This is a genomic window from Paraburkholderia sp. PAMB 6770, assembly GCF_057748135.1.
In genome coordinates this window covers 849217-862818 of sequence record NZ_CM173239.1, presented here as the reverse complement: position 1 = coordinate 862818, position 13602 = coordinate 849217, and the positions used below count along the sequence as shown (strand labels likewise).

The 13602-nt window shown below is 68.4% G+C and carries 13 protein-coding genes; 5 read left to right on the top strand and 8 right to left on the bottom strand.

The genetic code is table 11. From position 1 onward, the window contains the following. Positions 1–32: 32 nt before the first annotated feature. The 8 genes from AC3AP7_RS21255 to AC3AP7_RS21220 all read right to left on the bottom strand — a co-directional run bounded on the left by AC3AP7_RS21255 (position 33) and on the right by AC3AP7_RS21220 (position 8880). The gene (locus AC3AP7_RS21255; protein WP_487364532.1) at positions 33–644 is read right to left on the bottom strand and encodes a phage tail protein; all 612 of its coding nucleotides are present in this window, start codon (positions 642–644) and stop codon (positions 33–35) included. A 92-nt stretch (positions 645–736) separates the two neighbouring features. Continuing rightward, entirely contained in the window at positions 737–1066 is a 330-nt protein-coding gene (locus tag AC3AP7_RS21250; RefSeq protein ID WP_487364531.1) for a DUF6916 family protein, read from the bottom strand. Between the two features lie 244 nt (positions 1067–1310). Further along, entirely contained in the window at positions 1311–1916 is a 606-nt protein-coding gene (locus tag AC3AP7_RS21245) for a GNAT family N-acetyltransferase (RefSeq protein WP_487364530.1), read from the bottom strand. Positions 1917–2300: 384 nt separating this feature from the next. After that, a complete protein-coding gene (locus AC3AP7_RS21240; RefSeq protein WP_487364529.1) occupies positions 2301–3509 on the bottom strand; it encodes an MFS transporter in 1209 nt (402 codons plus the stop codon). Between the two features lie 15 nt (positions 3510–3524). Then, positions 3525–4709: an amidohydrolase family protein gene (locus AC3AP7_RS21235; protein ID WP_487364528.1), complete on the bottom strand. Its 1185-nt coding sequence runs from the start codon at positions 4707–4709 to the stop codon at positions 3525–3527. A 9-nt stretch (positions 4710–4718) separates the two neighbouring features. After that, positions 4719–5567: an alpha/beta fold hydrolase gene (locus AC3AP7_RS21230; protein WP_487364527.1), complete on the bottom strand. Its 849-nt coding sequence runs from the start codon at positions 5565–5567 to the stop codon at positions 4719–4721. Positions 5568–5614: 47 nt separating this feature from the next. Beyond that, positions 5615–6778 carry a glycosyltransferase family 9 protein gene (locus AC3AP7_RS21225; protein ID WP_487364526.1) on the bottom strand — a complete coding sequence of 388 codons (1164 nt, stop codon included), beginning with the start codon at positions 6776–6778 and terminating at the stop codon, positions 5615–5617. Continuing rightward, complete coding sequence (locus tag AC3AP7_RS21220; protein WP_487364525.1) at positions 6775–8880, bottom strand: tetratricopeptide repeat-containing sulfotransferase family protein; 2106 nt, start codon at positions 8878–8880, stop codon at positions 6775–6777. Before AC3AP7_RS21220 ends, AC3AP7_RS21225 begins: the two co-directional genes overlap by 4 nt. Positions 8881–9139: 259 nt before the next feature. Between AC3AP7_RS21220 and AC3AP7_RS21215 the strand changes: the two genes are divergently transcribed. From AC3AP7_RS21215 to AC3AP7_RS21195, 5 genes are read left to right on the top strand one after another with little or no spacing between them, the layout of a single operon-like run. After that, on the top strand, positions 9140–9784 hold the full coding sequence (locus AC3AP7_RS21215) for a GntR family transcriptional regulator (RefSeq protein WP_487364962.1): 645 nt from the start codon (positions 9140–9142) through the stop codon (positions 9782–9784). Positions 9785–9826: 42 nt separating this feature from the next. Continuing rightward, positions 9827–10627, top strand: a complete 801-nt coding sequence (locus AC3AP7_RS21210; RefSeq protein ID WP_487364524.1) for an SDR family oxidoreductase — start codon at positions 9827–9829, stop codon at positions 10625–10627. 15 nt (positions 10628–10642) lie between these two features. Beyond that, entirely contained in the window at positions 10643–11575 is a 933-nt protein-coding gene (gene kce, locus AC3AP7_RS21205) for a 3,5-dioxohexanoate:acetyl-CoA acetone transferase (protein ID WP_487364523.1), read from the top strand. A gap of 15 nt (positions 11576–11590) precedes the next feature. Next, complete coding sequence (locus AC3AP7_RS21200) at positions 11591–12367, top strand: N-acyl homoserine lactonase family protein (protein WP_487364522.1); 777 nt, start codon at positions 11591–11593, stop codon at positions 12365–12367. Positions 12368–12423: 56 nt separating this feature from the next. Further along, positions 12424–13575, top strand: a complete 1152-nt coding sequence (locus AC3AP7_RS21195; RefSeq protein WP_487364521.1) for a sugar ABC transporter substrate-binding protein — start codon at positions 12424–12426, stop codon at positions 13573–13575. Positions 13576–13602 lie beyond the last annotated feature (27 nt).

Here is a 13602-nt window from a genome sequence, read left to right as displayed (position 1 = left end):
TGCTGCGGTGCCGCCGATCGAAGCCTCGCCGCTTACGAGCGCGACGGGAACATCCCTTGCAGGGCGATGACGAAGGTAATGCCCAGATAGGGGTTGCGGATGTCGACCGGCATGCTGTTGCCGGTTGCGCTGTTCTGGATCAGCGGCGCGCTGCCCTGCAGCGACACCGGCACCGGCGCGAGCGTCGTATTCGGCGGGTTGGTGCTGTACAGATTCACCGGATGACCGGCTGCGACGGGCGTCCCGAGGACCGCGGACGGGCCGGGCGTGTTCGATGCATTCGTCGTGAGCGTGCTCGCCGGAATCGAGACGTTGCCCGTCACCGTCGAGCCGCCGGTAGCGGTCGCCGTGTGCGTATGCGACGGCAGGTTGTCGATCGTCATCGAGACGCTTTCCGTGCCGCCGATGTCGCCCGGATTGACCGGCGCGAGGCCGGCCCCGGTGCCGGTGCCGACCGGGCTGCGGCCGGCGAAGTTCGGCAACTGGAACGTGCTGGTGCCGTTGCCGCCGTACACGGTGCCGAGCAGCGAGAACAGCGCGGTGTTCTGCGCGATCGGCAAGGTCTGGCCCTGGCAAAGCGCCCAGCCATAGGGTGCGTACGTGAAGCCCACCATGCGGATTTCACCGAGAAACGGATCGCTCATTCTTATCTCCTTGTTATCGAGGCTTGTGCTTGTGACATGCGGGTTGCGGAAGAAAACGGCTGCCTGAAACGCCGCGTGCGGCGAGCGGCGCCTTATGCGGCGCAGGCGGGATCGGCCGCCCGCACCCGGCAATGGAAAACCGCGCCCATCACCGGGTTGCCTTCGGGCGTCGGCCGATACGGCGTGACGAGCACGTCCCACGCGTCGCCGCCCGGCGACGCGACGCGATAGACGCCCTGCGGCAGGCTGGCGCCTGCCGGCATTTCGAATAGCGCGGTATAGCAGGTGTAATGCGCACTCATCGGCACGCCCGTGCCGACTTCGATCAGCCGGCCTGAGAGCGACCCGTCGCCCTGCCCCGAAAACACGAAAATATTTCCGAGCGATGCGGACAGTTCCGCCTGGGTTGGAATCTCCGCCATAAGCCCCCCGGTTCAGGCGATGATTGATCGAATTCCGGTCGAAAATGGATGGGAAATCCGGTATGCATCACGGATAATCCTGTTCTTTTAATTTCTTCCGAAGAATTACAATCGTAACGTGTCAATAGTGACGAGGCAATCTGTTATTTGTATGACGTTGCCAGGAATTACCCTTTGAATACCCTTCGGGCGGCGTTCCATTGTGCTTCTGTGCTTCTGTGCGTTTGCGCCGCCGCAATCCGCGTCAGCCGTGCGTTGCCGGCGCCGCGCGCCGCCCCTGTTTGCCGGCCTCGAGTTGCGCGAGCGAAAGCGTGGGCGCGATGCCCGCTTCGAGACCGCCCGGCGCGCGCCGCATCAGTTCGTAGACGCCGTTCTCGCCGGCGCGCACGAACCCGAGCCGGCCATACAGCGCCCGCACCGGATTGTCCGCTTCGACATAGAGCCGCGCGGCAAGCCCGCGCCGGGCAGCCTCGGCGACGAGCGCGCGCATCAGCAGCGTGCCGACGCCGGCGCCGCGCCGCTCGGGCATCAGCGCGATATCGACCAGCTGGAGTTCGGTGTCGGTCCAGGCGTGATAGAGACGGCCGATCCGCGTGTCGCCCTGCATGACGACGTCGAAATGCGCGTCGGGATAATGCTCGCGGTAATAGGCATGCTGCATCGCAAACTGCCCGGCGAGCAGCGCGGCGATGCGCCCGGAATCCCAGCCGGAGCGCGCGAATTCGCCGCTGCGCGTCGCGACGAACACGTCTCGCAGGAAACCGGTGTCGCTGTCTTCGGCCGCGCGCAGCGCGAGCGCGCGGCAGGCGGGATCGGCGAAATCGGCGGAATCGGTGGGAAAAGAAGCCATCGGTCTTTGAACAGGCGCGCGTGGAAAAGAGTCTGCGGATATCAGACCGGCAACGGCTGGCGAATATCCGGGCGGGGGCCATTGTAGCCCGGCGCCCCGAACCCGGGATATCGCTTCAATCGCCCCTCGTGGTCACGATATTCATGACGCCGTTTCTTAAACGGCATAGTGAGGCATGAAATCGCCGTCTGAATCGGCGGTTTGCACGAGATTAAAAATCAGCATGCCGAATAATGCCCGGTTATCGCGGCAGCCATACCGGCGCGATCGGCATGTTTCCTGCCGGATTGCCATTCCTTACGAAAAAATTCACGGCATTTCCATTCGGAATCCCGATCGGCTCGCATGCGCGACGCGCCACGCCGCGCGTGCGCACCGCGTACCTCAGTGGCTGATCTGCTCCAGCGCGAGACCCCGGGTCTTCGGGCCGAGCAGGATCATCGCGATCCCCACGACCAGCGACACGCCGATGAAGATCGCCACGCCCGGCACGCCGTAGCGATGCAGCAGCACGCCGATGGCGAGCCCCGCGAACGCCGCCGCGATCCGGCTCCACGAGTACACGAAACCCACCGCGCGGGCGCGCACGCGGGTCGGATACAGCTCGGCCTGGTAGCCGTGGTACGCGTAGGACACCACGTTCGACGCCAGCGTGAACAGCACGCCGAGCACGATCAGCAGCGCAGGCTCGGAGGCTCGCGCAAACAGCGCGATCACGACCGCCATCGTCAGCAGGCCTGCGACGATCTGCGTCTTGCGCTCGAACCTGTCCGCGAGCCAGATGCCGATCAGCGGCCCGAACGGGTTGGCGATCGCGATCACGAAGGCGTATCCGAGGCTTTGCGTCACGTGCACGCCGCGCTCGATCAGCAGCGTCGGCACCCACGCGGCAAATCCGTAGAAGCCGACGACCTGCGCCATGTTGAAGATCGAGAGGATCACGGTGCGCCGCAGGTACGGCGGACGCAGCACTTCGCCCAGCGTTCCGCGGCCGCCCTTTTCGAGCTGGACCGGCGCGGGCGGCACCCGCGCGACCGACTTCCCGGCCACCACGCGACGCTCGATGTCCGCGACGATCCGCTCGGCCTCGTCGATACGTCCATGACGGGCCAGCCAGCGCGGGCTCTCGGGAATACTGCGGCGCAGGAACCACACGACGACCGCGCCGAGCGAACCGATCAGGATCACGATGCGCCAGTAGTCGAGGCCGAGCGGCTGCGTGTCCTTCAGGATGTACGCAAGAAACGCGACCACGGGCACCACGCTGAACGTGATGCACTGGTTGACCGCATAGGCCCGGCCGCGCTCCGCGCTTGGGATCAGTTCGGAGATGTACGTGTCGATCGTCACCCGTTCGATGCCGATGCCGATACCGGCCACGAAGCGCCACAGGTTCAGCGCGAGGCCGGTCGTCTGGAATGCCGTGATCGCCGTGCACGCGACGTACCAGACGAGCGACCACGTGAAGATGACGCGGCGTCCGAACCGGTCCGCCACCTGGCCGAACACGAGCGCGCCGAGCCATAGCCCGGCGAAGGTCGAGAAGACGAACGCTTCGACGTCCCCAGCGCCCGCCCCATCGGCGCGGCGCACACGCGCCTCGCGCCCTCAGACCAGCCGCCCGTCCCGCGCGACGATGGCGCCGCCCGCCACGACGAGCTTGCGCACCGGCCGCGCGACCACGGCCTCCGCCGGCGTTTGCGCGTCGACCAGCACGAGGTCCGCGCGGGCGCCGGGATGCAGGCCATAATCGGCAAAGCCGCAGCCGCGCGCCGCACTGTGCGTGACGCAATCGAGCGCGACGGCGAGTTCGTCGTCGCGCCGGAAGTCGTTGCGCAAGCCGATCAACATCGCGCGCTCCAGCATGTCAGGCGTGCCGTAGGGCGTCCACGTATCGCGAATCCCGTCGTTGCCGCCGATCACCGTGACGCCTGCCGCGCGGCAGGCGGCCACCGGCGGCACCGCGACGGAGGCCGGCGCGGTCGTCACCAGCGCGACGTCGAGTTCGGCCATCCGCGCGAGCAGGGCATCGCGCTCCCGCGCGGCGAGATCGCCGAGGCAGAACCCGTGGCTGATCGCCACCTTGCCCTGCATCTGCAGCGCGGCCGTGCGCTGCAGAATCAGGTCGAGCGAATACGCGCCCATGGTCGATCGCTCGTGAAGATGCAGGTCGAGACCGCAGCCATGCCGCTCGGCGAGTCCGAAAAGCAGGTCGAGCACCTGCACCGCGTCGCCCTCGACCGCACACGGATCCAGGCCGCCGAGCAGATCGGCCCCGGCGCGCAGCGCTTCGGCGAGCAGCACGTCGGTGCCGGGCCGCTTCAGCACGCCCGATTGCGGAAACGCGACAATCTGGATCTCCATCTGCCCGCGCAACGTCTCGCGCGTGGCGAGGACGCCGTGCAGGTGCCGCAGCGCGGCATCGGTGTCGATATCGACATGCGTGCGCAAGCGCGTCGTACCCGCGGCAAGAAACGCCCGCGCCAGCGCGAGCGACTGCGCGCCGGCATCGTGGCGCGTCGCCGCGCGCCAGCGGCGCTCGTTCCCGATGCGCTCGATCAGGTGCGGCTCAACCGCGTTGTGATACCACGGCATGCCCCAGAGGGTCTTGTCCAGATGCGTATGCCCCTCGACGAGACCGGGCAGCACGAGCAGGCCCGCCCCGTCTTCGATGCTGCAGGCGTCCTGTCCGTCGATGGCCGGCCCGAGCCGGGCGATCCGGCCGTCCTCGACCAGCACGTCGAGCGGGCCGCCCGCATCCGTGCGCACGTTGCGAATCAGCAGGCTTTTCATGCCGGCATTCTACGGCGCCTGGGCCGTGCCCGCACACCCCGGCGCGATCGTCAGCAGCGACGGCCACACGCGGCGCCAGCCGTCGTCGTGCGACACGCCCGCGACCGTGATCGCGCGCGCGCAGCGCGGGCCCGTCGCGTCGACGAAACGCTGCGCGACCACAGGCGGCACCGTTGCGTCGTCGGCACCGCTGAAATGAAGCTGCGCGATGCCGGCAATGCGCGACGCGAAATCGATCGGATTCTCCGACTCCGGCATCGCCGAGACATGATGCAGCCGGTTGACGAATGCATCGTCGAGATTGCCGGCGACCGTGCGGATCGACGCGACATCGTTGCGTCGCGCCGCGATCAGCACGGCGACCGCGCCGCCGCCCGAGTAGCCGACCAGTTCCACCGGCTGCCCCGGCGTGCGCGCGGCGAACCGGCTCACCGCGTCGTTCATCGCCGCGATCACGTCGGGCGCGAAACGCTTGCCGGTCCAGTACGGGATGCCGCAGCGCGGATTGATCGCCATCGGCGTGAACTGGCACGGGCGCGCGAGGTAGACGACGTTCGGCGCGGGATCCTCGGCCGCGAGCGCGAGCCCGGTGGCCTCGCGCGGCGTCGGGTCGAGCGACGGCTCGGTGCGCGACAGCCACGCGAGCCCGTCGCCCTCGATATAGACGCGCAGCGGCCGGTCGCGCCGCGCGATGCGCGCATACGCCGTCAGCACGAACGTGCCGGTATCGACCTGCAGGCGCTGCAAATGCGCGGGCGCCGCGAGCGCGTCGGCGTGCGCGTCGCGGTCCAGCGCGGCACAACCCGGCAACGCCGCGCCGAGCAGCAACGCGCACAGCACGGCTGCCGCACGCGGCATGCGCGCTCGCCGCGAACGGATGCGCGCGAACCGGTCGTGCGCACGCGTCATCGCGGGTCGAGCCGCGCGAGTTCGGCCGCCATCCGCGTGACGACGCCTTGCCAGTCGCCGCGCACGTCCTGGCGAAACAGGCGCATGCGCGGATACCACGGCGTGTCGGTGCGATCGAGCAGCCAGCGCCAGTCCGGCACCTTCGGCAACATCACCCAGGTCGGGCAACCCAATGCGCCTGCCAGATGGACCGGCGACGAATCGACGGAGATCAGCAGATCGACGCTCGACAGGATCGCGGCGGTGTCCTCGAAATCCGCAATCTCGTCGCTGAGCGACAGCAGCGACATGCCGTGCGGCGGCGTGGCGGCCTCGGCCGCCGCGGGGCCTTTCTGGAGCGCGACGAAGCTGACGCCCGGCTGCGCGAGCGGGGCGAGCTGCGCGAGGCGCATCGAGCGGTTGGCGTCGTTGAAGTGCGTCGGCCGCCCGGCCCAGACGAGCGCAACGCGCGGCCGCGGCACGTCCGCGAGACGCTGCTGCCAGCGCGCAAGCCGCTGCGGGTCGGCGTGCAGATACGGCGTCGGGCCGGGCAGATCGTCGAGCGTGAGGCCGAGGGCCATCGGCAGGCTCATCATTTCGCAGTGCATATCGAATGCCGGCGGCAGGTCCGCGCGCGCGATGATCTCGTCGAAGCCCTCGCTGCGCCGCGCGAGCGACAGCGTCTCGCGGTTGATCTCCAGCACCACCCGTGCCGCGCTTTTGCGCTTCGCCCACGGTACGAGGCGCATGAACTGGAAGGTGTCGCCGTAGCCCTGCTCGTCGTGAATCAGCAGCGTCTTGCCGGGCATCGCACGGCCGTCCCAGCGCGGACGCTGCACCTTGCGCTCGATCGCGCTGGTGTGCGCGAGGCTGTAGCGGTAGCGATATTCGCGCCAGCCGCGCTCGAACTCGCCCAGCAGCAGCAGCGTTTCGGACAGATCGAAGCGCGCCGGAAAATCGCCGGGTGCGTGCGCCACCAGCCGCTCCTGGATGGCGCATGCCTCCGCGATGCGCCCCTGCGGACGGATCGTCGCGACCAGCAGTTTCCACAGCGCGAGCGGGCCGCTGCCGCTCGCGAGGGACGGGCGCACGCGCGCTTCGGCCTCTTCGAGACGGCCCGCTGCGAGCAGCGTGCGCACCTCGGCTTCGAGCGCGCGCAGGTCCGGGAGCGCACCGCTCATCGCGGGGCCTCGACGCCGAGCGCGTCGAGCAGCGGGCGCAGATAGCCCGCATACGCGTGCCAGCGGCCCTTCGACGTCGTGTAGATCGGCTGGCGCACCTGGTTGACGCTCGCGGTGCGCACGACGCGGCGGTTCTGATGGAACGCGAGACATGCGTCGTCCCACGGCAGGCCGAGGAACCCGATCAGACGACGCGCCTGCCCTTCGAGATCGTCGACCACGGCCTCATAGTCGGTTTCGATGAACACGTCGGCGGGCAACAGCGTGCGCCAGTGCGCCATCAGCCGCTCGTAATCCCGATAGAAGACGCCGAGTTCGGTCTGGTCGTATGCGAACGGCTGCTGTCCGCCGAACAGCTTCGTATAGCACGACAGACAGGTGTCGACCGGATCGCGCCGCGCGTGAATGATGCGGGCGCCCGGCAGGATCAGCGGAATCAGGCCGGCATACAGGAAATTGCCCGGCATCTTGTCGACCAGCAGCGGCCGCCCCTGCGCGAGCGGCGCCACCCGCGACAAATACGCCTGCCCGCATTGACGCAGCGCCGCCGCGGTGTCGGACGTGTCGAGCGCTTCGACCCAGTCCGGGAACGCGCCGAGGCCCTCGACCGCGATGCGCAGCGCGGACAGTTCGCCCGCGCCGCTCACCTGCGGATGGGACGACAGGATCTGCTCGATCAGCGTCGTGCCCGAGCGCGGCATGCCGACGATGAAGACCGGCAGCGTCGCGGCCTCGCCGCGCCCCGCGAGGCGCGCATAGCGCGCGGGCGTGAAGGCCGCGCGGACGCGCGCCATCCACTGCCCGGTCTGCGCGCCGTCGTAATCGAATGACGCGCGCTTCTGGCGGTTGCCGGCGTCGAGGTGCCGGAACGCGCGCGCGGGGTCCCGGATGTCGAGGTAAGCCTTGCCGAGCGCGAAATGCGCGGCGACGCGCTCGGTCAGCGGACGGCTCTCGCCCTGCGCGAGAAAGCTTTCCATTGCCGCGATGTCGGGATCGTCCGCGCTGAACGTGCGCACGTCCGAGCGCGCGGCCAGGGTCTGCACGGAGTCGGGAAAGCGCTGCAGCACAGCGTCGAAGGCGGCGAGCGCGTCGTCGCGACGCCCGGCTTCGAGCAGCAGCGTCGCGCGGCCGACCAGCGCGGTCTCGGCGGTGGTACCGGGCAGCGTCGAGGCCTGCGCATACGCGTCCAGCGCTTCCGCGGTGCGGCCGAGATCCTGCAAAATGGCGGCCAGCGTGCTGTGCGCGTCGGCGTTGCGCGGCACGAGCGCGACGACGTGCTGCGCGATCGCGAGCGCCTCTTCCGCATGGCCGATATTCCTGAGCGCCTTCGCGCGCGCAATCAGCGCGGCCGGATGCTGCGGCGCGAACGCGCCGAGCATGTCGAGCGCACGCAGCGCCGCGTCGTGACGCTGGCGCGACATCTCGACTTCCGCGAGATTCATGTAGGCGTCGATGAGGCGCGGACTGAGGTCGATCGCGCGCCGCGCATGCCCGGCGGCCTCGTCGTGGCGCCCCTGGGTCGACAGCAGGAACGCGAGGTTGCTATGCGCCTCCGCATACGAGGGGTGGAGTTCGAGCGCGCGGCGATAGCACGCGAGCGCGTGGTCCATCCGTCCGAGCAGGCGCCACGTGTTGCCGAGATTGTTGTGCGCTTGCGCACCGTCGGGATCGAGCGCCACCACGCGTTCGAGACACACGCGGCTCTGTTCGAGCCGGCCCATCTCCTGCAGCAGGATGCCCAGGTTGTTCCAGCCGGAGACGAGCGCCGGATCCTGCGCGACCGCCCGCTGCGCGGCCTCCTCGCCTTCGGTCAGCATGCCCTTCTGGCGATACATTTCCGCGAGGTTGCTCGAATAGATCGCCGGCGCGCGCGGCGCGAGACACGCCTGGCGCAGATGCGCAATGGCCAGATCCAGATTGCCGTACGCATGCGCCATCAACCCCAGCAGGTGGAGCGCGTCGGGCTGGCCGGGCCAGACCGCCAGCACCCGCTGCGCCAGCATCTCGGCCTGGTCGGCCTGACCGGCATTCCAGTGCGCATAGGCCCGGGCAAGCGCCTCCTGGATGTTCATGCTGCCTGGGGCAGCGGCGGTGTCGGACATGGCTCGGATTTCACGATGGCGGATAGGCTGCGCGCGATCGTAGCATGCGGGGCGGGTTCGCAAGCCTGCCCGAAGCGGTGCGCCGCGCGCCCCTCCTCGCGTTTTCCCCTGGTTGAATCTTTGCCCCGATCGGACCAGACTGTCGGAAACAGTGTGATCACAGGTCACAGATCGCAAACAAACTGAAAGAGGAAGGCACGTGCACACGCGTGAACACAAAAGAGGGCTGCCGCAGCTGGAACTGGTCGAGCGCGAGACGATGGCCGATCGCGTCTATCTGCAGCTGCGCGAGGCGATCATGACCGGCCGCTTCGCGCCGGGCCAGCTTCTGAGCCTGCGCACCGTCGCCGACGCGGTCGGCTCGTCGACCATGCCGGTGCGCGCCGCGCTCACGCGGCTGCAGGCAGAAGGCGCGCTGATCGACGGCGCCGGGCGCGCGCTGATGGTGCCGCCGATGACGAACGATCTGCTCGAAGAACTGCGCGACGTGCGCATCGCGCTCGAAGGCTGTGTCGCCGCGCGGGCCGCCGCGCGCATGACGCGCGCGAGTCTCGAAGCGCTGCAGGCGATCTTCGACGAAATGGATGCGCACGTCGAAGCCGGCGACGCGGCCGCCTATCTGCGCAGCAATTTCGCCTTTCACATTGCGATCTACACGCACGGCGCCAGCGACCTGACGCTCGCGACGATCCGCAACCTGTGGTTGCGCATTGGTCCGTTCCTGAATCTCGTCACGCCCGACATCGCCCATATGCGCCGCTCGATGCTCGCGCACCGGAAGATCGTCGACGCGTTGCGGCGCGGCGACGCCGACGGCGCGCGTGCCGGCATCGCGGAAGACATCGGCGACGCCGCCGCCGACATGCGCGAACGACTGCAGGAGCACGCCTCCGCGAGCGCCTGAGCGCGTCGCGAAGCCCCGCCAACGAACGATGGAGAAGCAAGCATGACCGTTTTGCAGATGTTGATGCCGCGTCCCGGCCTGCGCGTGCTGGTCACCGGCGGCGCGTCCGGCATTGGTGCGACGATCGCGCGCGCATTCGCCGAAGCCGGCGCGCGCGTGCACGTATGCGACGTGAGCACGACGGCCATCGACGCCCTGCGCGCCGATCCGGACACCGCGCGCACGATCACCGCCACGCTCGCCGACGTCGGCCGGCGCGACGCGGCGCATGCGGTATTCGACGACGTCGCCCGCGAACTGGGCGGCCTCGACGTGCTCGTCAACAATGCCGGCATCGCGGGCGAAACGGGCGGCATCGACGCGCTCGACGTCGACGAATGGGAGCACACGGTCGACATCAATCTCAACGCGCAGTTCTACTTCGCGCGCATGGCCGTGCCGCTGCTGCGCGAAGCCCGCGACGGCGGCGCGATCATCGCGCTGTCGTCGGTGGCCGGACGGCTCGGCTATGCGTACCGGACCCCGTACGCCGCGACCAAGTGGGCGATCGTCGGCCTGACGAAGAGCCTCGCCATCGAACTCGGCCCGGCCGGCATCCGCGTGAACGCCATCCAGCCGGGCATCGTCAAGGGGCCGCGGATCACCCGCGTGATCGCCGAGCGCGCCAGCCAGCTCGGCATCGCCTACGAGGCGATGGAGCAGCAGTATCTGTCGCACATCTCGCTGCGCCGGATGACGACCCCGGAGGAAGTGGCGGCCACCGCGCTGTTCCTCTGCTCGCCCGCCGGAATGGGCATCTCGGGTCAGGCGATCTCGGTCTGCGGCAACGTCGAAGTGCTTTAGTCACACGAGGACACCATGGTAGCGAAACGAAAGGTCATCATCACCTGCGCGCCGACCGGCGCCATCCACACGCCGTCGATGTCGCCGTACCTGCCGGTCACGCCGCGCGAGATCGCGGACGCCGCGCTCGCCGCGGCACGCGAAGGCGCCGCGATCCTGCACCTGCATGCTCGCGACCCCGAGGACGGCCACCCGACCCAGGATCCCGCGGTGTTCCAGCAGTTCCTGCCGCGCATCAAGGCCGAGACGGACGCGGTGATCAACCTGACGACCGGCGGCAGCCCGCACATGAGCGTGGCCGAGCGCCTGCGCCCGGCGCATCATTTCCAGCCGGAGGTCGCGTCGCTGAACATGGGCTCGATGAACTTCGGGCTCTACCCGATGCTCAACCGCTACCCGTCGCTCAGGCACGACTGGGAACGCGCGCATCTGGCGAACAGCCGCGACCTCGTGTTCAAGAACACGTTCGCGGACATCGAAACGATCCTCACCTCGTGCGGCGCGAACGGCACGCGCTTCGAATTCGAGTGCTACGACATCTCGCACCTGTACAACCTCGCGCACTTCGTCGAGCGCGGCCTCGCAAAGCCGCCGTTCTTCATCCAGAGCGTGTTCGGCCTGCTCGGCGGCATCGGCGCGCACCCGGAGGACCTCGCACACATGCGCCGCACCGCGGACCGCCTGTTCGGCAGCGACTACGTCTGGTCGATCCTCGGCGCGGGCCGCAACCAGATCGCGCTCGGCACGATCGGCGTCGCGCAGGGATCGAACGTGCGGGTCGGGCTCGAAGACTCGCTGTGGATCGAGCCGGGCAAGCTCGCGGAATCGAGCGCGGCGCAGGTCGCGAAGATCCGCCAGGTGATCGAGGGGCTCTCGCTCGACATCGCGACGCCCGACGAGGCGCGCGCGATGCTCGGCCTGAAGGGCCCCGACGCGGTGAATTTCTGAGCGCCGGAGACCGACATGGCCACTGCCGAACTGAACGTTGTCGCGATGCCGACCGGCTGGCTGAGCGTCGACCGATCGTCGCTCGTCTACGGGCGCCATTACGGCACGACGATGCGCATCCCGGTCTGGTCGACGGCGATCGTCGGCGCGCAGCAGAAAATCGTCGTCGATACCGGCATTCACGATCCGGGGTGGGTCAGCCGCTTCGTCTGTCCGTGCGACCAGGCGCCCGAGGAACGGCTTGAGCGCGCCCTGAAGGACTATGTCGGCTGGGCCGCGGACGAAGTCGATATCGTGATCAATACGCATCTGCATTACGACCACTCCGGCGGCAATACGCTGTTCAGAAATGCCCGCTTCATCGTTCAGTACACCGAATGGGAATATGCGGGACGCCCGCTGCCGACCCAGGCGGCGTTCTATCAGGAGTTCCTGATCGGGCGCGAGCCGCTTGCGTGGTTCCGCTGGCAGTTCGTCCACGGCATCGCCGACATCGTGCCGGGCGTGCGGGTCATTCCCACGCCGGGCCACACGCCGGGGCATCAGTCGGTCGCGGTCAATACGGCGGACGGCGTCGTCGTGATCGCGGGCGACTGCGCGAACTGCATGGAAAACATCGTCGACGGCGTGCCGGTCGGCATCGTCCACGAAACCGCGGACGAACTGGCCTCGCTGCGTCGCATCCGGCAGATCGCCGACCTCGTGATCCCCGGGCACGACCCGGATGTCGTACCCGGGTCGGCGGGGCTGCGGCTGCCGGCCGGCGCGCGTCTGCCGCACGTCGAACGCTGACGCGCCCTGCAGTTCAACGCAGCACCACCATAACTCAGCAGTACCTGGAGGAAGACATGAAAGTCATCACGCAAGGCCTGCAGCGCGCGAGCCGATCGCTCCGTGCCGCCTGTCGCGGGCTCGGCATCGCCGCCGTGCTCGCAGGCACCCTGCTCGCATCCGGACAGGCGAGCGCAGCAGGCAAATACAAGGTGTTCCTGTCGATGAGCTACGTCGGCAACGACTGGCAGACCGAGGCGGCCAACATGGTCAAGGCGATGGCCCAGACCCCCGCGCTGAAGAACAAGGTCGATCTCGAAGTGCAGGTTGCCGGCACCGACGCGCAAAAGCAGATTCAGCAGATCAACTCGATGGTGCAGGCCGGTGCAAAGGCCATCATCGTCTATCCGATTTCGCCGACCGCGCTGAACCGCGCGATCCACTACGCGTGCTCGAAGGGCGTCGTGGTGGTCGCCTACGACTCCAGCGTGACCGAACCGTGCGCGCACAACGTGTCGATCGACCAGCACGAGGCCGGAAGCGCGACTGCGCAGTGGCTCGTGAAGACGCTGCACGGCAAGGGCAATATCGTGCTGATTACCGGCGTGCCGGGCACCTCGGTGGATCGCGAGCGGACCGAGGCCGCCAAGGCGGTGTTCGCGAAGTATCCGGACATCAAGGTCGTCGCCGAAGGTGTCGGCATGTGGAGCCAGGCCACGGCGAAAACCGAACTCTCGAAGATTCTCGCGACACACGGCTGGAATCAGATCGACGGGCTATGGATGCAGGTCGGCTGCTTCACGGCCGCCTCGATGCAGCTCGACGCGGGCATTCCGGATAACCAGATCCGCCCGTGCGCCGGCGAGTCGTCGAACGGCCACCGGGTCCAGATGCTGCCGCCCGGCAGCGTGAAGGGCGAAGGCGCGTACCGCCCGATCGGATACCGCTCGATCTCGTATGGCTCGCCGCCGTACTCCGGCGCACTGGCGCTGGAGCTCGCCGTCGAAGCGCTCGACGGCAAGAAGATTCCGCAGCATGTCACGCTGAAGCTGCCGCTCGTGGATACCGCCGACTCCAGACTGTGCGCGACCGGCTCGATTGACGAGCTGCGCGCCGGATGTACCGCGTTCCCGCCGGACAAGGTGCCGCCGGGATGGTTCGCCGACATCTACTCCGACCAGACACGCGAGGTCGGCTTCAACGCGGCGCTGACCGGCAAGCCGGACTGACGGCCGGCTAACGGGCGGCGCGCCGCG